Annotated in this window: 23 protein-coding genes and 1 pseudogene; 14 read left to right on the plus strand and 10 right to left on the minus strand. The window is 64.6% G+C overall.

Going from position 1 to position 17,548, the window contains the following annotated elements; translation table 11 throughout:
• Positions 1-42: 42 nt before the first annotated feature.
• Positions 43-873, minus strand: a complete 831-nt coding sequence (locus tag ACEWFR_RS13695) for a glycerophosphodiester phosphodiesterase (RefSeq protein WP_374061579.1) — start codon at positions 871-873, stop codon at positions 43-45.
• 108 nt (positions 874-981) lie between these two features.
• Between ACEWFR_RS13695 and ACEWFR_RS13700 the strand changes: the two genes are divergently transcribed.
• Together ACEWFR_RS13700 and npdG are read left to right on the plus strand one after the other, a co-directional pair.
• On the plus strand, positions 982-1,239 hold the full coding sequence (locus ACEWFR_RS13700) for a hypothetical protein (RefSeq protein ID WP_374061580.1): 258 nt from the start codon (positions 982-984) through the stop codon (positions 1,237-1,239).
• Positions 1,240-1,419: 180 nt separating this feature from the next.
• Complete coding sequence (npdG, locus tag ACEWFR_RS13705) at positions 1,420-2,088, plus strand: NADPH-dependent F420 reductase (RefSeq protein WP_374061581.1); 669 nt, start codon at positions 1,420-1,422, stop codon at positions 2,086-2,088.
• Positions 2,089-2,245: 157 nt separating this feature from the next.
• Here npdG and ACEWFR_RS13710 read toward each other — a convergent pair whose 3' ends face one another.
• The gene (locus tag ACEWFR_RS13710) at positions 2,246-2,515 is read right to left on the minus strand and encodes a co-chaperone YbbN (RefSeq protein WP_098725315.1); all 270 of its coding nucleotides are present in this window, start codon (positions 2,513-2,515) and stop codon (positions 2,246-2,248) included.
• 209 nt (positions 2,516-2,724) lie between these two features.
• Here ACEWFR_RS13710 and ACEWFR_RS13715 point away from each other — a divergent pair, with 209 nt between their 5' ends.
• A complete protein-coding gene (locus ACEWFR_RS13715) occupies positions 2,725-2,922 on the plus strand; it encodes a hypothetical protein (RefSeq protein WP_374061582.1) in 198 nt (65 codons plus the stop codon).
• 554 nt (positions 2,923-3,476) lie between these two features.
• Here the strand turns inward: ACEWFR_RS13715 and ACEWFR_RS13720 are convergent.
• Entirely contained in the window at positions 3,477-3,680 is a 204-nt protein-coding gene (locus tag ACEWFR_RS13720; protein WP_374061583.1) for a hypothetical protein, read from the minus strand.
• A gap of 78 nt (positions 3,681-3,758) precedes the next feature.
• On the opposite strand from ACEWFR_RS13720, the pseudogene ACEWFR_RS13725 reads away from it, so the two are divergent.
• A pseudogene (locus ACEWFR_RS13725) lies at positions 3,759-4,325 on the plus strand (IS6 family transposase); the annotation flags it as partial.
• A 56-nt stretch (positions 4,326-4,381) separates the two neighbouring features.
• Complete coding sequence (locus ACEWFR_RS13730; RefSeq protein ID WP_097379553.1) at positions 4,382-4,543, plus strand: preprotein translocase subunit Sec61beta; 162 nt, start codon at positions 4,382-4,384, stop codon at positions 4,541-4,543.
• Between the two features lie 129 nt (positions 4,544-4,672).
• Here ACEWFR_RS13730 and ACEWFR_RS13735 read toward each other — a convergent pair whose 3' ends face one another.
• Together ACEWFR_RS13735 and ACEWFR_RS13740 are read right to left on the minus strand one after the other, a co-directional pair.
• Positions 4,673-5,743 carry a hypothetical protein gene (locus ACEWFR_RS13735; RefSeq protein ID WP_374061584.1) on the minus strand — a complete coding sequence of 357 codons (1,071 nt, stop codon included), beginning with the start codon at positions 5,741-5,743 and terminating at the stop codon, positions 4,673-4,675.
• 6 nt (positions 5,744-5,749) lie between these two features.
• On the minus strand, positions 5,750-5,965 hold the full coding sequence (locus ACEWFR_RS13740) for a DUF4177 domain-containing protein (protein WP_374061619.1): 216 nt from the start codon (positions 5,963-5,965) through the stop codon (positions 5,750-5,752).
• Positions 5,966-6,092: 127 nt separating this feature from the next.
• Here ACEWFR_RS13740 and pdxT point away from each other — a divergent pair, with 127 nt between their 5' ends.
• The 4 genes from pdxT to ACEWFR_RS13760 all read left to right on the plus strand — a co-directional run bounded on the left by pdxT (position 6,093) and on the right by ACEWFR_RS13760 (position 8,043).
• A complete protein-coding gene (gene pdxT, locus ACEWFR_RS13745) occupies positions 6,093-6,710 on the plus strand; it encodes a pyridoxal 5'-phosphate synthase glutaminase subunit PdxT (RefSeq protein WP_374061585.1) in 618 nt (205 codons plus the stop codon).
• 111 nt (positions 6,711-6,821) lie between these two features.
• Complete coding sequence (locus ACEWFR_RS13750; RefSeq protein WP_098725312.1) at positions 6,822-7,289, plus strand: bifunctional nuclease family protein; 468 nt, start codon at positions 6,822-6,824, stop codon at positions 7,287-7,289.
• Positions 7,290-7,574 carry a phosphoribosyl-ATP diphosphatase gene (hisE, locus tag ACEWFR_RS13755; RefSeq protein ID WP_374061586.1) on the plus strand — a complete coding sequence of 95 codons (285 nt, stop codon included), beginning with the start codon at positions 7,290-7,292 and terminating at the stop codon, positions 7,572-7,574. It begins immediately after the preceding gene.
• Between the two features lie 115 nt (positions 7,575-7,689).
• Complete coding sequence (locus tag ACEWFR_RS13760; protein WP_374061587.1) at positions 7,690-8,043, plus strand: four-helix bundle copper-binding protein; 354 nt, start codon at positions 7,690-7,692, stop codon at positions 8,041-8,043.
• Between the two features lie 36 nt (positions 8,044-8,079).
• On the opposite strand, the gene ACEWFR_RS13765 is transcribed toward ACEWFR_RS13760, so the two are convergent.
• From ACEWFR_RS13765 to ACEWFR_RS13775, 3 genes are all read right to left on the minus strand, one after another.
• On the minus strand, positions 8,080-9,207 hold the full coding sequence (locus ACEWFR_RS13765) for a citrate synthase (RefSeq protein WP_374061588.1): 1,128 nt from the start codon (positions 9,205-9,207) through the stop codon (positions 8,080-8,082).
• A gap of 240 nt (positions 9,208-9,447) precedes the next feature.
• The gene (locus ACEWFR_RS13770; RefSeq protein WP_374061590.1) at positions 9,448-10,902 is read right to left on the minus strand and encodes a citrate/2-methylcitrate synthase; all 1,455 of its coding nucleotides are present in this window, start codon (positions 10,900-10,902) and stop codon (positions 9,448-9,450) included.
• A 119-nt stretch (positions 10,903-11,021) separates the two neighbouring features.
• Entirely contained in the window at positions 11,022-11,393 is a 372-nt protein-coding gene (locus ACEWFR_RS13775; protein ID WP_374061591.1) for a DUF5518 domain-containing protein, read from the minus strand.
• Positions 11,394-11,475: 82 nt separating this feature from the next.
• On the opposite strand from ACEWFR_RS13775, the gene ACEWFR_RS13780 reads away from it, so the two are divergent.
• Positions 11,476-12,465: an NOG1 family protein gene (locus ACEWFR_RS13780; RefSeq protein WP_374061592.1), complete on the plus strand. Its 990-nt coding sequence runs from the start codon at positions 11,476-11,478 to the stop codon at positions 12,463-12,465.
• A 77-nt stretch (positions 12,466-12,542) separates the two neighbouring features.
• Entirely contained in the window at positions 12,543-12,869 is a 327-nt protein-coding gene (locus tag ACEWFR_RS13785) for a hypothetical protein (protein ID WP_374061593.1), read from the plus strand.
• Between the two features lie 98 nt (positions 12,870-12,967).
• Here the strand turns inward: ACEWFR_RS13785 and ACEWFR_RS13790 are convergent, their stop codons facing one another.
• Positions 12,968-14,260 carry a TIGR00341 family protein gene (locus ACEWFR_RS13790; protein WP_374061594.1) on the minus strand — a complete coding sequence of 431 codons (1,293 nt, stop codon included), beginning with the start codon at positions 14,258-14,260 and terminating at the stop codon, positions 12,968-12,970.
• 126 nt (positions 14,261-14,386) lie between these two features.
• On the opposite strand from ACEWFR_RS13790, the gene ACEWFR_RS13795 reads away from it, so the two are divergent.
• Positions 14,387-14,860 (plus strand): hypothetical protein, encoded by a 474-nt coding sequence (locus ACEWFR_RS13795; RefSeq protein WP_374061595.1) that lies wholly within the window; start codon positions 14,387-14,389, stop codon positions 14,858-14,860.
• An 88-nt stretch (positions 14,861-14,948) separates the two neighbouring features.
• The gene (engB, locus tag ACEWFR_RS13800; RefSeq protein ID WP_374061596.1) at positions 14,949-15,566 is read left to right on the plus strand and encodes a GTP-binding protein EngB; all 618 of its coding nucleotides are present in this window, start codon (positions 14,949-14,951) and stop codon (positions 15,564-15,566) included.
• A gap of 286 nt (positions 15,567-15,852) precedes the next feature.
• On the opposite strand, the gene ddh is transcribed toward engB, so the two are convergent.
• On the minus strand, positions 15,853-16,794 hold the full coding sequence (ddh, locus tag ACEWFR_RS13805; protein ID WP_374061597.1) for a D-2-hydroxyacid dehydrogenase: 942 nt from the start codon (positions 16,792-16,794) through the stop codon (positions 15,853-15,855).
• Positions 16,795-16,925: 131 nt separating this feature from the next.
• Between ddh and ACEWFR_RS13810 the strand changes: the two genes are divergently transcribed.
• The gene (locus ACEWFR_RS13810; RefSeq protein ID WP_374061598.1) at positions 16,926-17,429 is read left to right on the plus strand and encodes a hypothetical protein; all 504 of its coding nucleotides are present in this window, start codon (positions 16,926-16,928) and stop codon (positions 17,427-17,429) included.
• The last annotated feature ends 119 nt before the right edge of the window (positions 17,430-17,548 follow it).

The following is a 17,548-nucleotide window of genomic DNA, read 5'->3' on the forward strand; positions in this document are numbered from 1 at the left end:
CGGCTGGGATCGAATCGCGCGGCATCGCGCCGACTGCTGTCGTTATCGACCGCTCGAGCCCCTATCAAGCCCGGGATAGTCAGTGATGATTCCGTCGACATCCGCTGCCGCGAGTGCGTCGAACTGGACCCAGTTGGTCGCCGTCCAGACGTTAACCGCTCGGCCCGCCGCGTGGGCCGCCTCGAGCACGTCGATCTCGGGTTCCCTCATCGAAAAACCGGCGTAGGCCGTCCCGGCCAGCTCCGTCCCGGCGATCGCGTTCCGCGGCGGGTGGATCGCCTCGCAATCGTACCGGCGCGCGATCTCGAGGCCGGCCTCGAGGTCGTCCCACACCAGCGGTGCCGCGGCGTCGTCGGCGACCTCGCGCAGCGCCGCGATCGCCCCCTCGCAAAAGGACGAGAAGAGCAGTTCGCCGTCGAAGGCGACACAATCGGCGACGACGCGCTCGACGAACGGCCGCCACGCCTCGCGGCGCTCGTCGCGTTCGGCCGGCGAGAGCGACTCGCCGACGCGCAGATCCGATCGGCCTGGGTTCTTCAGTTCGACGTTGAGACCCACCGTCTTGGGGACGGCCTCGAGTACGTCCGCGAGCGTCGGCACCGCCGCGTCGGTACCCAGCACCCGCGTCTCTCGAAGCTCCGCGAGCGGCGTCTCCCACACGAACCCCCCGGCGTCGGTCAGTGGCCGGCCGTCACGGATCCCCCCGAGGCGCTCGTCGTGGATCACGACCGGGGTCCCGCAGGCGGCCGGCTGGACATCGATCTCGAGCATCGCGGTCTCGTCGCGATCGGCCGCTCGAGTCACCGCCTCGATCGTGTTTTCGGGTGCGACGCCGGCGTAGCCGCGGTGAGCGATGACGGCTGGGCGTGCCATACCGGATCGACGGGGGGCCGGGTAATGGAAGCTGTGGGGTCGGCCGCGAGTCGCCGACGTGGCGCTTCCCGGCCGGTCTTTGATGCGTGTCCCCCACGAACCGCCGCCATGACCGAGACCACCCTCGCGGACGTCGAGCGCGCACTCGACCGCGCGGACGACCTCGAGACCGAGGAGGCCGTCTCCGTCCTGCGAACGGCACGACACGACCTGCGGGATCTGGGGACCAACGCCGACGTGGACGAGCAGCGGCGGCAGGAACTCGAGGGGCGACTCGAGCAGCGGATCCACGAGGTGACCGAGCGCGACGCCTACGACGGCGGGCTGGGCGCGGCGATGAACCCGAGCGAGGACGACGCGCCGTAGTCACATCCGTCGCAGTCGGACGTGTGGTGGCCCGCTCGGACTCGTTACCCGAGGACCGATGTCGGTCCACTCGAGGGCGGGCGACGTTTCCATCACTTTCGTTCGGTCTCCCGTCCGAGAACCCGGCGATATCGGCCGATCCCCGGCCCTTTTATTCGGGTGCCCTCCCGAGAGGTGCGTATGCGAATTGCACTGCTCGGCGGCACCGGCGACATCGGCGAAGGGCTCGCACTGCGGTTTGCCCGGGACACGGACCACGAGATCCTCATCGGCTCGAGGGATCCCGAGAAGGCTCGCGACGCGGTCGCGGAATACGAAGACGAACTCGAGGCGCGCGGGGCCGACGCCGACATCAAAGGCTTCGGCAACGAGATGGCGGCCGATCGAGCCGACGTCGTCATTCTCAGCGTCCCGCCGTACTACGTCGGCGACACCGTCGAAGCGGTCGCCGACAGTCTCGACGCGGAGACCGTTCTCGTAACCCCCGCGGTCGGCATGCAGGGCGACGAAGATGGTCTGCACTACCACCCGCCGTCGGCGGGCAGCGTCACCGAGCTCGTCGCCGGGCGGGCCCCCGACGAAGTGCCGGTCGTCGGCGCGTTCCACAACCTCGCGGCCGACGCGCTGTCGAACCTCGACAACGACCTCGGGCTCGACACGCTCGTCGTCGCCGATGACTCGGACGCCGCGGCAACCGTCCTGTCGATCGCGAACGAGATCGACGGCCTGCGCGCGCTCGAGGCCGGGCCGCTGGCCAACGCGGCCGAAGTCGAGAGCGTCACGCCGCTGGTCATCAACATCGCGAAGTACAACGAGGAGATGCACGACGTCGGCGTGAAGTGGCTCTAGACGGCGTCGGCTGAGGCGACGCGAGCGAAGTCGACCGGCGTCGTTCCGATCGGCGTCCTCGAGGAGCACCTGCGCCTCGAGCGAGTGCGTCAAACGAAACCGCGGGCGCGGTCGCTCGTCGATCGCGAAAACCGAAGAGAACGCCGGTGTTCGTCGTCTATGCGCCGGCCGACTCGAGGGCGTCCTCGATGTCGTTGCGCTGGGTGACGCCGACGAAGCGCTCGACGATGCCGTCGTCGTTCTCGATGATCAGCGTCGGCAGCGACCGAACCTGGTACTCGTTCGCGATATCCTGTTGCTCGTCGACGTTTACTTTCTCGACTTCGAATCGGCCCTCCCAGTCGTCCTCGAGGTCCTCGAGGATCGGATCCTGGGTTTTGCAGGGGCCACACCAGTCTGCGTAGAAGTCCTTGAGTGTGACAGTCATGCGGTCAACGCTAGTTGCCTCGCGCTGCGCATAAGGGTTTCCCACTGCCAACCGATTGCCGTGATCGACGACGGACTCATGGTGAAGTTTTATCACCATCGCACCCTGTTCTACAGGTAGACGACCGCATATGCCGTGTAGCGCATCCCATTATGGGACGCGTAACAAACACTGGAGGCGGAATACGGGTACTCAATCCCGGGGTGTGTATGACGTTGACTGAAAAAGAGAAAGAACGATCGGACGTCAGCCAGGATAAATCGAGAGACGAAATCCCAGTTGACCAGTGGGAACGACCAGACGATTGGGATCCAATCTCGTCCGACGATCTCCCGGAACCCGACTACGAGGAGTACCCGATGCCAGATCCAGAGGACCTTACCGAAGTTCCGGTAGACCAGAGTTAGCGGTAGTAGCTGTTTTGAACTGGTACGCCGACAATCGGCTCAAATCGACCGAGATAATAAGCCCGGTGTTCTTCTAAAAACTCTCGACAGAATTGTGGAGCCTGCCGTAATGGATACGGTGGAAAGTCCCACACCTTTCGCTCGTGGTCTGTTCTCGGGAAGAGATCCATGTGGATCCCTTCTTCGCGGATATCGTGACCTCGGTTTGGGGCGACATTGTGGTCAAGTCGTGCGACTTCGTGATATGCCGCCTCTTCCATTTCGTAGTGGACTGACCTGTTATACTCGAGTTGAATGCAAAACTCGGTAACGATAGACCCATTCCAAAAAACCCGTTTCCGGATTCGAGCAGTAGGTTCGACCGTCCCATGGGACCAATCCTCCCAGACGGTAGTTAGATCATCACTCACGGTTACGTCTTATCAGCCGGTTGATCCGCGTCGAGTATAAACCCCCGTAACGCGGGGTGAAAGTGATTGGCCGACCGAGTCCTTTCCTATTTCGAAGCGTAGCCACTGTTAGTAGTCCGTCCCTGCCACGGCCACGGGCTCGGCTTACTCCCAGTTTTTAACGACGGTGTATTCGTCGGCTTCGTCGAGTTCGATCTGTGTCCAGATCGCGCGTTTGATCGCGTCCTGATTGTCTTCCGCGACTGGACTGTTCTCGAGTAATCGATCGAGCGTTTCGTCCGGCAGCGCGAGACTCAAACGCGTCGTCGCCGACTCATCATCACCGTCGGGCTCGTCGCCCATGTCCATATCGTGACGCGGCCAATTCAATAATCTATAGCATTTCAGTAATCAAACTGAACGCACAGTAGGTCGCGAATACTCGCGGCGACACCGCGGGTGCTGATACAATTGAGTATCCAGCTCCATCTGTCCGAATTATCACTTTAGAATTCTGTTTCTGTTCTGGAGAGGTTTGGTGTCGAACGGGCGAGATCGACGGTCCATAATTGGGTGCAGAAAGCCGATTTATAGCCGACAGCGGGAAAAAGCCGGATCACATCGCGCTTGACGAAACCTTGATCCACTTACTGATCAGCGCTACTGGCTGTACGCTGCCGTCGATCCTGAGACGAACGAGTTCCTCCACTTCAGACCCTATTAGACGCGTAGAACCGCACTAACTGAGATATTTCTCCGCGAACTCAGAGAGAAACACGCCGTCGAAGACGCCGTGTTTCTCGTCGATTCAGCTCATGGCTTAAAGCTGCACTTCATCACCTCGGGCTCCGATTTCGATACGAAAAACATGGAAATCGAAACACTGTCGAACATCTCTTTCAAGAGATAAAGCGACGTACCTCCCAGTTTGGGAACTGTTTTAGAAACGCCGATCCAGCAACTGTTGAAACATGGTTGCAGAGCTACGCATACTGCTGGAACCAGCTAATCTGAACAATGCGACGGGCTCCGGTCGAAAGGTTTAGTTTCAGGGGCCCATAGGGACGGGTATGGACAAAGGACAGAACACTGGCGGGCTGATGTCCAGTGCCGGACTCGTCCGGTACTTCGACTCCGAGGACTCGAACGCCATCCGTATCGACCCCAAGACGGTCATCGCGTTCGGCGTCATGCTGGGCGTGCTGGTCCAGTTGCTGACGTTCGTCTCGTAACGCATCGGCTCCCTTCTTTCAACGTCGCCTCGAGTAGCCACAGCACTGTCAGACCCCCGTCGCGGAAGGGGAGCGGTCGGTCCGGGTCGGTTACGGTGGCCGAACCGGGATCGGCAATCCGAATCGCCACTACCGCTGGGAGTCGCGAAGGATCAGCGGTTCGATGGCGAGCGTTCGCTTGGCAACCGTCACGATCCGGAGGACGTAGGACGCGAACAGCAGAAACGGCAGGAGCGTCACTGTAAACGCCACCCCGATCGCCCACGTGATGTTCGCCACGCCGAGGGTTCTCCCGGGGAACGTGCCTGCATCGACGACCGTGAGCATGACGCCGGCGAGGACCAGCGCCGGAATCGCCGCGTAAATGATCATCTGCGAGAGCGTGACGAGTTCCCACTCGAAGTACAGCGTCTTGACGTGCTCTCGCGCCGGCCCGAACAGGCTGAGCGACGTCTTCAGTTCGTCCAGAGTGGACAGCTCTTCGGCGCTCAGGCTGTCTTCGAACTCGTTGGCGATCCGCTCGACCTGGAAGATCTTCCAGCCGTAGTTGAAGTTCAGCGCGGCGAACAGGACGCTGAAGTTCCCGAACGTCGCGTCCTCGAGCTGGTCGATAACCAGTTCGGCGTTGCCCACGAGGCTGTCGGTGAACTCGTCGACCTCCGCGCGGAGCTGGTCGTTATCGTTGTCAGCGACACCGTCGCGAAGCGCCTTCGCTCGCAGTTCGGCCACGAAGACGAGTTGGCGGAGGAACTCCGACGGATCCGCCGGACTGGGCGACCCGATGAGCTCCTCGGTGTAATCGCGGAAGTCCATCGCGTTCTCCATCCGGTCTCGCTGGTCGCCGAGCGGACCGTTCTCCTGGGAGAGCACCAGCTGGCCGATGGTAACGACGAGCGTAGCGCCGGTGATGATCGCCCCGATCATCGTCGAGAACATCGTCTCGATGGTGTCGCCGGTCTGGAGTTGCGCATGCAGGGGCGACGGCGTGAGGGTGACGAACACCACGAACGTGACGAACACGCCGAGCGCCAAGACGGCGGTCACCTGCAGCCGAGAGGCGGCGAGCAGGAGCCAGATTTTGAGCCGACTTTCACCGGCGCGTTCGCGCATCGTGTTCGCCGTGCTGATGTCGGAGTCGCCGGCCGTCTCGATGTCGGAGTCGCCGGCTATCTCACTATCGAGGTCGTCGGTGTCGTTCACAGCGTTTCACCCGTCATCGGCACCGGCACTCGTCTCGGCGGGGCGTTTGAATACCAGATACTTGGTCCCGCCGCCCGTGTAGTCGATCGTCTCGACGAGTTCCCAGCCGTCAGCGCCGTGCTCGTTCAGCGCCGCTTGGGGGTCCTCGGCCTCTTTTTTCGTTTCACCGCGAACCGGTCTGAGCGTCCTATACTCCCATCGACGCGCGTCAGTTCGGCTCATCTCCGGTTCGGCAAACGTGACCGAGGGCAGTAAGGATGCGGCAGACATGTCACGGTCGATCGAACTGGACGCAACAGCCGGTTCGGATGGCGCGATGTTTTTGACGCCCCCATCCGTAGCCGGGGCTATGTCACTGACTGCGGGCGTCGTCGCGGTTCAGGGCGACGTCGAGGAACACGCAGCGGCCATCGAGCGCGCCGCTGCGGTTCGCGACCGCGAAGTCACCGTCCGCGAGATCCGCGAGTCGGGGATCGTCCCCGACTGCGATCTGCTGGCGATGCCCGGCGGCGAGTCGACGACCATCTCCCGACTGATCCACAGCGAGGGGATCGCCCCCGAAATCCGAGCGCACGTCGCCGCCGGGAAGCCCCTGCTCGCGACGTGTGCCGGCCTGATCGTCGCCTCGAGCGACGCCGGCGACGACCGGGTCAAGGAACTCGGCGTCCTCGACGTGAGCGTCGAGCGAAACGCGTTCGGCCGGCAGAAAGACAGCTTCGAAGCGCCGCTCGCCGTCGCGGGCCTCGACGAGCCGTATCCGGCGGTGTTCATTCGCGCACCCGCCATCGATTCGGTCGGCGGCGCTGATGTCCTCGCGTCGTGGGACGACCGCCCGGTCGCCGTCCGGGACGGGCCGGTCGTCGGGACCTCCTTTCATCCGGAACTGACGCTGGACAGCCGGATTCACGGGCTGGCCTTCTTCGAGAACGACGCGGCGACGACGCCGGCGCTCGAGGAGCCCCGATAACGCCGCGCCTCGAGGACGACGTCACGGCACTGCGTTCGATGGCGTCCCGGGGCCTCCGTGCATGCATTCGCGACCGGACCTGTTTTCTCCCTCCTTCCCCACGGTACGGGTATGCAGGCATCCATCGACGCGGTTCGCGTCGCGGGGACCCCCCAGGGACCGGTCCCGGTCGTCGTCCTCGCCGTCGACGGCGAGGACGATGTCGTGCCGATCTTCATCGGCTTCAGCGAGGCCACAAGCATCGCCCGCGGGCTCGAGGCCGAGGACATCGGACGGCCGCTGACGCACGATCTCTTGTTGGACGTCATGGAGGAGTTGGGCAGTCGGATCGACCGCGTCGTCGTCAACGAAATCAAGGAGCGCGGAGACGGACAGGGCGGGACCTACATCGCCGATCTCCACCTCGAGACGGCCCGCGGCGAGACGGTCGTCGACGCCCGGCCGAGCGATTCGCTCGCGCTGGCAGCCCGGACGAACGCGCCGATCGAGGTCTCCGAGTCGGTCTTCGAGGACGGCCGAGACGACAGCGAGAAGTTCGATGAACTCGAAGACATCCGCAACGTGTCGGGTGAAATGTAGATGGACGAGACGCTCGAGGAACTGTTCACCGTGATCGAAGACCGGAAAGAAACGCTGCCCGAGGACTCCTACACCGCGTCGCTGTTTACCCACGAGAAAGGGGAGAACGAAGTGTTAGAGAAACTCGGCGAGGAGACAACCGAACTCGTGTTGGCCGCAAAGGACGACGACCGCGAGGAGATCGCCCACGAGGGTGCCGACATCGTCTACCACCTGCTCGTCCTGCTCTCCATGAAGGACATGGAGCTCTCGGATCTCGAGGCGGAACTCGAGGCGCGGCGCTAGCCGCCGCAATCGATCGTCGCTCCGCCGCTCGCATTCGTTGCTCCGTCACACACATCACCGCCGCTTGCATTCGCCGCGAGCATCTTGAACCGGCTGGGCAGTAGAGACACAGGCGATGGCACTACAACAACTCGAAAACGCGCATTCTGACGAGCAGATGCAGGAGTGTATCGACAACTGCCTCGAGGCCGCCCAGGTCTGTGAGTGGTGTGCCGACGCCTGTGCGGGCGAGGGCGAGGACATGGCCCGCTGTATCCGGCTCTGCCGGGACGTAGCCGACATCGCGTCGCTGCACGCGCGATTCATGGCCCGCAACTCGGGGTATCACCAGGAACTGGGCGAACTCTGTGCGGACCTCTGCGAGGAGTGTGCCGAGGAGTGCGAACAGCACGATCACGACCACTGTCAGGCCTGTGCAGAAGTCCTGCCGAAGTGCGCCGAGAGCTGTCGGGAGATGGCCGGGGCCTGAGTCGCGTCCCGACTGCGGTCGGAACCCGAGTTCCACTCACCGCTCGTCGACTGGCGTCCACGTCCGATCGGTCTCGCCCACGTACCGGGAGACCGGTCGGATCAATCGGTTGTCTGCCCGCTGCTCGAGGCAGTGGGCCATCCACCCGGCGACTCGCGAGACCGCGAACGTCGTCGTGAACAGTTCCATCGGAATCCCGACGCCCTCGAGCAATGCGGCGGTGTAGAACTCGACGTTGGTGTCGAGGCGGCGGTCGCCGCCCCGCGCCGCGAGGGCGTCGACGGCGACCGTCTCGAACGCCCGGACCGCCTCGAAGAAGTCGTCGTCCCTCCCCTGATAGAGGCGGTCCGCCGCCGACGAGAGGACCGCCGCTCGCGGGTCTCGGACCCGGTAGACGCGGTGGCCAAAGCCCATCAGCCGCTCGCCGGCGTCGAGTTTCTCGCGGACGTAGGCGTCGGGATCCCCGCGCTCGTGGACGGTCCGGAGCATGTCGAGAACGGGACCGGGCGCGCCGCCGTGGAGCGGTCCCTTGAGCGAACCGACCGCGGCGGTCGCCGCCGAGATGAGATCCGACTGCGTCGAGACGACGGTCCGCGCGGTAAACGTCGAAGCGTTGACGCCGTGGTCGACGACGGTATTGAGGTAGGTCTCGAGCCCGCGGACGGCGGCCTCGTCCGGCTCTGTACCGGTGAGCATGTACAGGTAGTTCGCGGCGTGGCCGAGGTCCTCGCGCGGGGGGACGGGCTCGTTACCCCGTCGGTATCGCCAGTAGGTCGCGACGATGGTCGGGACAACGGCGACGACTCGCCGTGCGGCCTCCTCCGACGCGGACTCCGCGGTTCCGAGCGTCGACGCGGCCAGCCCCATCCGGAGCGCGTCCATCGCCGGCCGGTCCTCGGCGGCGGCCCGTCGAAGGACGGCACGGACCTCCTCGGGGATCTCGCGTCGGCTCGCGAGGTCCGCACGGAAGCCGGCGAGTTCCGCGGCCGTCGGCAGTCGATCCTCGAACAGGAGAAAGACGCTTTCCTCGTAGGTTGCATTCGTCGCGAGTTCCACCACCGGAAACCCGCCGATGGTCAGCGCTCCCGACTCCCCGTCGATGTCGCTCAGTCTCGTCTCCGCGACGGTGATACCCTCGAGTCCCCGATTGACGGTCTCGCTCATGTCTCTCCGGAGGGCCGACACCACCGTAAGCGCTCGGAGCAGCGTCGTTCTCCCGATTCGCGGTCGGCGGCGACCGCTTCCGGGATCAGTCGGTCATACGGTGTTTCCAGTAGCGTTCGAATCCAGCCACCCACGCCCGATACCGGGCAAAACGGCCGAATCCGTCGAACGGTGACGCACTGTCGTTTCATCGGAGCCGGAGAACCTCGCTTCCCCTCGAGCGACGACCGGCCGACGGGCCTACTTGCGGAGGTCGTCGGCGAGTCGGCCCTCGGTCAGGACGCTCCGGACGACCGTTCGACCGGCGTCGGTCAGTTCGTACCCCGCCTCGCGCTTCGCGACGAAGTACTCCCGGAGCTGGCGCAGGTGGTAGTTGAACCGCCCCTTGTCCTCGATCGACGACGACTCGCGCAGCGCCGAGTACGAAACCACGTCGTCGCGGTCGGACAACAGCAAGAGGAGTTCGAGCCGACTCGGCTCCGAGAGGACCGCGAGCGTCTCCGAAACGGGCTCGAGCGACGAGGACTCGACCGGGTGTCGCACCACCGAATCACCCGCGACGTATCGGTTCTCGACGGGGAGCCACGCCTGCTCCGTCGCGCCGACGTACCGGCCGGTGGGCCGAACGAGGTCGTTGTCGGACAACTGCTCGAGACAGTGGGCCGTCCAGCCGCCGACCCGCGAGACGCCGAACGTCGCCGTAAACAGCTCCCGCGGGAGACCGATCGCCCGGAGCACGGCGGCGGCGTAGAACTCGACGTTCGGCTCCGTCCCCCGCTCGGGAACGCGCTCGGCCAACACGTCGCCGGCGACCGCCTCGAACTCCCGGACGGTCTCGAGGAAGTCATCATCGCCCGACTCGGTGGCGAGGCGCTCGGCGACCGCCGAAAGCACCGGCGCACGCGGGTCCCGTCCCTCGTAGATCGGATGGCCGAACCCCTTCACGCGCTCGCCGGCGTCCAGCTTCTCGCGGACGTACGCCTCGCCGCCGCCGGACTCGTGGACCGTCTGCAGGGCGTCCGCGACCAGTTCGATCCCGCCGCCGTGGCGCGATCCCTTGAACGTCCCGACGGCGGCCGTCGCCGCGGAAACGACATCGGACTCCGTCGACAGCACGGTTCGGGCGGTAAACGTCGACGGGTTGAGGCCGTGTTCGATCAGGGTCGTCAGGAACGCCTCGAGGCCGCGAACGTCGGCGTCGGCCGGCCGCTCGCCCGTGAGCATGTACAGGTAGTTCGCGGCGTGGCCAAGCTCCTCGTCGGGCGCAACCGGCTCCGCGCCGCGTCGATACCGCCAGTACGCGGCAGCGATCGTGGGGAAGACGGCAACGACTCGCTCGGCGGCCGCCCGCGGCTCCGTCGCGTCGGTCTCGAGGGTCGCCGCCGCGATACCCATCCGGATCGCATCCATCACGGGTTCGTCGGCCGCGGCGGCCTCCCGAAGTACCACTCGGACCGCCGAAGGGAGGTCGCGGCGACTCACGAGAGCGCCGCGAAAGTCCGCGAGTTCCTCGGCGGTCGGCAGTCGACCCTCGAACAGGAGAAAGACCGTTTCCTCGTAGGTCGCGTTGGTCGCGAGTTCCGCGACGGGAAAGCCACCGACCAGGAGGTCGCCGTTCTCGCCGTCGATATCGCTGAGCGACGTTTCCGCGACGGTGACCGACTCGAGTCGCGGATCGTAGACCGAAGGTGACACGTCGGGTAAACGATCGGACCCGCCCGTTGTAATGGTTGCGCAGGGACAGATCATCTGGGATCGGGATCTCCCACATATCGGTCCGTCACCGACGGCTCGAGAGACCGACCAGCAGTCCGTCAGTTGCTGACCGCGGCACCGACGGCACCGGCGACCGCGCTCTCGAAGGCCATCACGATAGAGATCATGACGGCGAGCAGGAAGATACCGATCCCGGCAGCGCCGGAAATCGCTCCGCCGAGCGGTCCGAGCGCGAGACCCGCGAGACCGACGGCGACGGCGAGGAGCAAGCCGCCGATGATCCCGCCGAGCGAGCCAGCGAGCAGCCCGTGCCAGACGCCGCGTCCGATACCGCCGCCGGCCATGTAGCCGGCGACGAAACCGCCGACCAGCCCCGCAACGAGCTGGCCGACGCCCGGGACGACGAGGCCGACGATTCCGAAGACGGTCGCGACGACGAACCCGACGAAGACGGCGCGCCAGTTTGTCATGCCAGATCGAAGGACGGCGACGGGGATAAGCTCGCGGCGGACAACGAACGACCTTTTATGACCGCGCGTTCTACTCTTACCCATGATTTTCGAAGACCTTCCGACAACGCCCACGTCGGAAGAGCTGATCGACAAGGCGTTTTCGCGGGCGGCGCGGGCCGGCAAGGCAAAGGGCGGTCTCGAGGCCCAGCAGTCGATGCTCCAGACGGCGGCGAACATCATCTCGGACAACCTCGAGAACGTCGTCACGGCGTGGCCGGACTTCGAGTACGAGGACGACGTCCATCCCTTCTATTACGAGTTGGCCGACGCGATCGTCGACGTCGACAAACTCCGACAGGCGCTGTCGGAAGTGATGTGGGCCAGCCGAAAGGCTCGCGAGATCCACGAGGAGTACCAGCCCCGACTCCGGAAGACCGACGTGGACACGGCGCGCAAGCACCGCAAGCAGGCCTTCGCTCGCCTCGCCGACATCGTCGAGCAGGTCGACGACCACCTGCTGTACATCAACAAATCGCGTAACGACCTGCGCGACCTGCCGGAGATCAACCCCGACGAGCCGACGATCGTCGTCGCCGGCTACCCCAACGTCGGCAAGTCCTCGTTCGTCAACGACATCACGAACGCCCGCGGCGAGACCGCCTCCTACCCCTTCACGACGAAGGGGATCGGCGTCGGCCACTTCGAGCGCGACCATCTCCGCTACCAGATCGTCGACACCCCCGGGCTGCTCGACCGACCGCCGCAGGATCGCAACGAGATCGAGTCACAGGCGGTCAGCGCCATCGAGCACCTCGCCGACTGCATGCTCGTCATGGTCGATCCCACCGGCGACTGTGGCTATCCGATCGGCCCGCAACTCGAGCTTCGGGACGCGATCTCGGCCCGGTTCGAGGACATCCCCGTGTTCACGATCGCGAACAAGGAAGACCGGTTCGAGGAGGGAGACCTGACCGAAGCCGTCGCGGCCGATTTCACCATGAGCATCGAGACCGGCGCGAACGTCGAGACAGTCGTGGATGCCACCGTCGAGGCGATCGATTACGAGCCGGAGCTGCCGTTCGACGGATAGGAGATCACACACCTACGCTGCGGGCGAAATAGAAGAACCACACTACCCATGGTCGCGATCGAACCCGAGACCCCGCGATGAAGGGACCGGGTATTCTCTGGCTGCTCCAGACTGCCGCTGGAATCTCGATGGCAGGACCGATGTTCGTCGTCGGCGTCGGATTCCTTCGGAGCGGACAGTTCGTCGGAGGGATCGGATTTCTGGCGCTCGGCGCGGCGACGCTCTACTTTCCGACGTATCTCGTCAACCGGATCGGCGGGCCGAGGACGTGGCTTCGGCGACGGATCGACCATACCGGCTGTACCGACCGTGACAGTACCGCTACCGGTTCTGACGCCGATTCCGAGTCCGATCCCGGCTCCGAATCCAGCCACTCGAGGATCCTCGAGCGGCTTCGACGATAGCGGGCGACGAACTGTCGGTCTCGTCGGTGTCAAGTCACGGACTGAGGGCGGCTCCCGAACGGGGTACTGACCGCAGGCGAGTCGTGAATCCACAGGGGCTACCGCCTGAGGATTTCGACGTACCTGATCTCGACCGAGACCGACTGATCGGCGTGATCGTTGATTCGGTCGTGGAGGATATCGGCCAGCTCGGGTGCCGACTCGTCCGGCGGGCCGCCGATCGTCACGACCACCTGCTCCGGATTCCGGAACGGATAGTTGTCGTCCATCACGACCTCGAACTCGAGCAGTTCGTAGCTCTCGTATTCACCGTCTGTGAGGACCGTCTCGACTTCGTCGCGGGCGTCCTGTTCGAAGTTCCCCGCCTCGTAGGAGGTGTAGGTGATCGCGCCGAGGAACACCGCGAAGACGAGGACGATGACGATGAGTCCGACGATCCGATGGCGAACGCGCTGTTCCGTCTCGCCCATCTGGAACAGGTTCTCCGGGCGGTAGCCGGCGTACCACAGCGTCAACAGGCCGGCGAGATTCACCGATAGCAGGTTGACGAGGACGAGGACCGTCGCCCCGATTGCGGCCGTCGGTTGTCCCCACGCGAGCGTGATCCCCGCGACGCCCGCGGGCGGAATCAACGCCGCCGCGATCATCACGCCGACCAGAGCGACGGAGGTTCCCGTCGCGATGCTGACGACGCCCGCGACGCCCGCGCCGAGCGCGATCGCGAGCGACAGTAAGTCGGGCGCGAGCCGTTCGGAGATCTCGCCGACGCTCGAGAGGACGAGGTCGGGCGGGACGATGTTCATCGACCGAACCAGAACCGCGAAGATCGCCGCCGCCCCGATCGCGACCACGACGCCGAGGATCTGGTAGGTGATGCTCTCGATAAATAGTTCCTCGTCGTCGATCACCGTGCCGACGCTGGCCCCCAGTGCCGGCCCGATCAGCGGCGCGATCACCATCGATCCGACGACGACCGCGGGCGAGTCCAACAGCAGTCCGGCGGTCGCGACGACGGCGCTGATGACCGTCATCACCACGTAGACGGGAAAGCTCGGCGTCAGATCGTCGGCCTCCGCCTGCAGCTCCTGGCGCGAGATGCGATCCGAGCCGACGTCGCCGTCCTCGTACTCCTCACGCAACGCCTCAAATCGGCGAGAGACGACCGTCTCCGCGTCGACGACAACCGTGTAGGCGTCCTCGTCGACGCCGGCCGCCTGAATCTCGTCGAGTACCGGTTCGACGGCAGCGTCCGGCAACGGAAAATAGATGACCGCCGTGTACTCCCGGCTGCCGGTCTCGTCCGTCACGACGTAGTCGATCTCCCGCTCGTCAAGGGTCTCGAGGATCGTCTCTCGCTTCCCCGTCGGTACCGTCAACTGTACGAGCCGCACGTGTCCGTTTGAGACCGCGGGGGGTCATAACTCCGGGGCATTCCGTCCCACCGCGGCGGACGGTTCCGCCTCGAGGGGATCGAATCGTTTCGTCGTTTTCTTATAGTAATTTCTGGGAGTGTGCGTATGATACGACGTCTCGCCTCGGTAGCCGGTGCGGTGATACTGGTGTTCGCCGGTGGCCTGCTCGCAGTCGTCGGGCGCGACGTTCTCATCGACCCCGTCACCGCGACGGTCGTCGTCGGTCTCGTCCTTACATCGGTCCTGTGGATCACCGGCAGCCTCGCGGACTCCGTCTCGATCGGCCGAGGAGCCGTGCCGTGGAACGTCTTCGTCGGCGCCGGGAACGTCGTCCTCTCGGTCGCCGTCGTTCTCCTGACGGTTCGGTCCGCCATCGCCACCGGTACCGAAAGCGCCTGGCTCATCGCCGCGGCGATGCTCGCCGGCGGCACCTCGCTATCCTGGCAGGGCGTCCAGATCGCCGTCGATAGCCGCCACGTCGACCTCGAGGCGACGCCCTCGAGCGGACGGGTTCTCGCCGTCGCGCTGCTCGTCGCCGGAGCGTTCGGCGTCGGATTGCTCGCGGGGACGGTGGTGTAGCGGTCCGCCCGCGCGGCGTGGACGAGTGTGATCCAGCGCTCGGCTCCCGTTCCGTGTATATAAAGGGACGAGACGCCTACACCGGTGTATGTTCGATACTCGCCCCAATCGAGAGGCCGAAATCGCCCTCGTCGGCCGCTCGAACGTGGGCAAATCGACGCTCATGCGCGAGTTGACCGGCCACAGCTTCGACACCGGGGGCAAACCCGGCGTCACCCGCTCGCCCAACCACTACGACTGGGCACCCGAGGACTTCGTCATCACCGACCTCCCCGGCTTCGGCTTCATGAGCGGCGTCGACGAGGACCACCGCGAGCAGATCAAGACCGAGATCGTCCACTATCTCGAGGAGTACGCCGACAACGTCCTCGTCGCGATTTTGGTCGTCGACGGCAAGAGCGTCATCGACATCATCGACCGCCACTCCGGCCCCGACGAAATTCCCTACGACGTCGAGATGTTCCACTTCCTGCGTGATCTCGACATCCCGACGATCGTCGCCGTCAACAAGATGGACAAGGTCGACGACGAGGACGAGCGACTCGACGCGCTCTGTGACCGCCTCGGTCTCTACCCACCCTGGAAGCAGTGGCAAGAGACCATCGCGCCGATCAGCGCGAAGAAGGGGCAACTCGAGCCGCTGAACGAGGCCGTTCGGAGCCACCTGCACGAGCAGAACAGGGACGATCTGTTCAAGTTCTTCTAACGACCTTTTGCTCTGCGGTCTGTCGCGCGTGCGGCAGCGTCGCTGCCGCACGCGCGACGTCCCTCGGCAAAAGGTCGATCAAAAGCACTCCTCCCTCCTCTCTACTCACTTCGTTCGTTCCGAGTCACTCGTCGGCCCGCTCGCTCACCCTTCGGGTTCGCTCGCGGTCGAAACAGGGGAAGCGCCTGCCCTTCCCCGAGTTGCACGACTCTCGTAGTACTCGAGTCGTGCGCCCGGCCAGTGGTTCGAGACCAGTGCCGTCTTGGACTCCAAATCGGGACCGTCCTCAGACGACTTGGTTGTGAAGCGCCTCGCCGTCCTCGATTCGGTGGACGTTCTCGCGGACGATATCGCCCACGTCCCGGAAGTAGTCCCGTGTGTAGGCGGCACAGTGGGGTGAGATGATCACCTCGTCCATCCCCCACAGCGGCGACGACTCGGGCAGCGGCTCCTCCTCGAAGACGTCCAGCGCCGCTCCCGCGAGCGAATCCGCCTCGAGGGCGTCGATCAGCGCCGGTTCGTCGACGACCGGCCCTCGAGCGACGTTCACGAAGTACGCGTCGTCGCGCATGGCCTCGAACGACTCGGCGTCGAAGAGATGGTGCGTCTCATCGGTCAATGGGACCGTGACGATGACGAACTCGGCGCTGGAGATCCCCTCGAGCAGCCGCTCGGTCGCGTAGATCTCGTCGAACCCGGGAACCGGATCGCCGGAGCGGCGGACCCCCGTCACGCGGACCCCGAGTGCACCCAGCGTTTCCGCGACGCCGCGACCGAGCGTGCCGGTGCCGACGACGCAGGCCGTCGACCCCGGGAGCGTGAACGCTTCATCCCATTCCGGTCGGTTCCACCGGCGTTCCTGCTGGTTCGCAACGTGGTCGTGGAGCCGCCGAGCGAACATGAGCAGGTAGCCCGCGACCGTCTCGCCGACGGTCCGGTCGTGAATGCCCGTGCTATTCGTCAGGACGACGCCGCGTTCCGTGAGGTCGTCGAACGGAAATCGGTCGACCCCGGCCTGAATCGAGTGGACCCACTCCAGGTCGAGGAACGCCTCCCGGTACTCGAGGGTGACGGCCGCGTCGCAGGCCGCGATCCCGTCGTCGTCGATGACCTCGACCTCGATCGGGAGATCGGCGAGGGACGTCGCGAGCTCCCCCGGCGGAAAGACGTCGTCGACCGACTCGTGGATGCCCAGACTGTCGACCGACGACTCGAGTTGGGTACGCATACGCACCGCTACGAACGAGTCGAGATTGAACCTTTGGTCGATTTCGATCCGGAAGCTGACCGCGTTGGCGGGTTTTCTGACCCAGATACTACCCTTTCATATTGATATACTACCGGTCGTAACGTCCCGCTATGCAACAACGAATTGACACCGGTTCGAACAGCGAGCACGGGATCGAAACGAGTCGCGTCACTCGACGAAGCACCCTGATCGGGGTCGGGACGATGGCCGTTACCGGGTTGGCCGGGTGTTCGGCCAGGGCGAACGAGAGACTCGAGGACGTGAGCGTCTTCAACGGGACCGACGAGCCGATCGACGGGACGATCGAAATCATCGGTCCGGACGATGAGATCGCGCTCTCGGACGCGTTCGACGTTGCATCGCACGACGAGGAAGACGACGGGAACTCGAACGCGTCGGCAGCGTACGAGCAGGTTTGGGGAACCATCGGCGACTACGAGGTTTCCGTCGAACTGGCTGACGGGTTCGACATCGCCGGGAAAACACGTGCGGACGAAACGGTGACGATCACGGACACGGATAGCGAACTGCTCGCCGTCGTTCTCGGTTCGGATGACCACGAGGACGAGATCAGTTTTGCCGTGGGAGAACGCTGGAGTGACTTCGATCGGTAGTTGCGGTCGGTCACCGCGGGACCCATCCATCGCGTCACCTCGGATTCCACAGGAATGCACGAAGATGCGTCTCCGGGACGCTGAGACGGTGGCTCAGTGAAAGCTATCATCACAAGGGG

This window comes from Natrinema sp. H-ect4 (assembly GCF_041894845.1).
Taxonomy (GTDB): domain Archaea; phylum Halobacteriota; class Halobacteria; order Halobacteriales; family Natrialbaceae; genus Natrinema.

Excerpts from the sequence above, each read along its gene's own strand:
- ACEWFR_RS13695 (WP_374061579.1), bottom strand. The coding sequence starts at position 873 with ATGGCACGCCCAGCCGTCATCGCTCACCGCGGCTACGCCGGCGTCGCA.
- ACEWFR_RS13765 (WP_374061588.1), bottom strand. The coding sequence starts at position 9,207 with ATGAGCGAGACCGTCAATCGGGGACTCGAGGGTATCACCGTCGCGGAG.
- engB (WP_374061596.1), top strand. The coding sequence starts at position 14,949 with ATGTTCGATACTCGCCCCAATCGAGAGGCCGAAATCGCCCTCGTCGGC.
- ACEWFR_RS13740 (WP_374061619.1), bottom strand. The coding sequence starts at position 5,965 with ATGAGCCGAACTGACGCGCGTCGATGGGAGTATAGGACGCTCAGACCG.
- npdG (WP_374061581.1), top strand. The coding sequence starts at position 1,420 with ATGCGAATTGCACTGCTCGGCGGCACCGGCGACATCGGCGAAGGGCTC.
- ACEWFR_RS13760 (WP_374061587.1), top strand. The coding sequence starts at position 7,690 with ATGGCACTACAACAACTCGAAAACGCGCATTCTGACGAGCAGATGCAG.
- ACEWFR_RS13700 (WP_374061580.1), top strand. The coding sequence starts at position 982 with ATGACCGAGACCACCCTCGCGGACGTCGAGCGCGCACTCGACCGCGCG.
- ddh (WP_374061597.1), bottom strand. The coding sequence starts at position 16,794 with ATGCGTACCCAACTCGAGTCGTCGGTCGACAGTCTGGGCATCCACGAG.
- hisE (WP_374061586.1), top strand. The coding sequence starts at position 7,290 with ATGGACGAGACGCTCGAGGAACTGTTCACCGTGATCGAAGACCGGAAA.
- ACEWFR_RS13795 (WP_374061595.1), top strand. The coding sequence starts at position 14,387 with ATGATACGACGTCTCGCCTCGGTAGCCGGTGCGGTGATACTGGTGTTC.
- ACEWFR_RS13785 (WP_374061593.1), top strand. The coding sequence starts at position 12,543 with ATGAAGGGACCGGGTATTCTCTGGCTGCTCCAGACTGCCGCTGGAATC.
- ACEWFR_RS13730 (WP_097379553.1), top strand. The coding sequence starts at position 4,382 with ATGGACAAAGGACAGAACACTGGCGGGCTGATGTCCAGTGCCGGACTC.
- ACEWFR_RS13775 (WP_374061591.1), bottom strand. The coding sequence starts at position 11,393 with ATGACAAACTGGCGCGCCGTCTTCGTCGGGTTCGTCGTCGCGACCGTC.
- ACEWFR_RS13720 (WP_374061583.1), bottom strand. The coding sequence starts at position 3,680 with ATGGACATGGGCGACGAGCCCGACGGTGATGATGAGTCGGCGACGACG.
- pdxT (WP_374061585.1), top strand. The coding sequence starts at position 6,093 with ATGTCACTGACTGCGGGCGTCGTCGCGGTTCAGGGCGACGTCGAGGAA.
- ACEWFR_RS13780 (WP_374061592.1), top strand. The coding sequence starts at position 11,476 with ATGATTTTCGAAGACCTTCCGACAACGCCCACGTCGGAAGAGCTGATC.
- ACEWFR_RS13750 (WP_098725312.1), top strand. The coding sequence starts at position 6,822 with ATGCAGGCATCCATCGACGCGGTTCGCGTCGCGGGGACCCCCCAGGGA.
- ACEWFR_RS13710 (WP_098725315.1), bottom strand. The coding sequence starts at position 2,515 with ATGACTGTCACACTCAAGGACTTCTACGCAGACTGGTGTGGCCCCTGC.
- ACEWFR_RS13810 (WP_374061598.1), top strand. The coding sequence starts at position 16,926 with ATGCAACAACGAATTGACACCGGTTCGAACAGCGAGCACGGGATCGAA.
- ACEWFR_RS13715 (WP_374061582.1), top strand. The coding sequence starts at position 2,725 with ATGACGTTGACTGAAAAAGAGAAAGAACGATCGGACGTCAGCCAGGAT.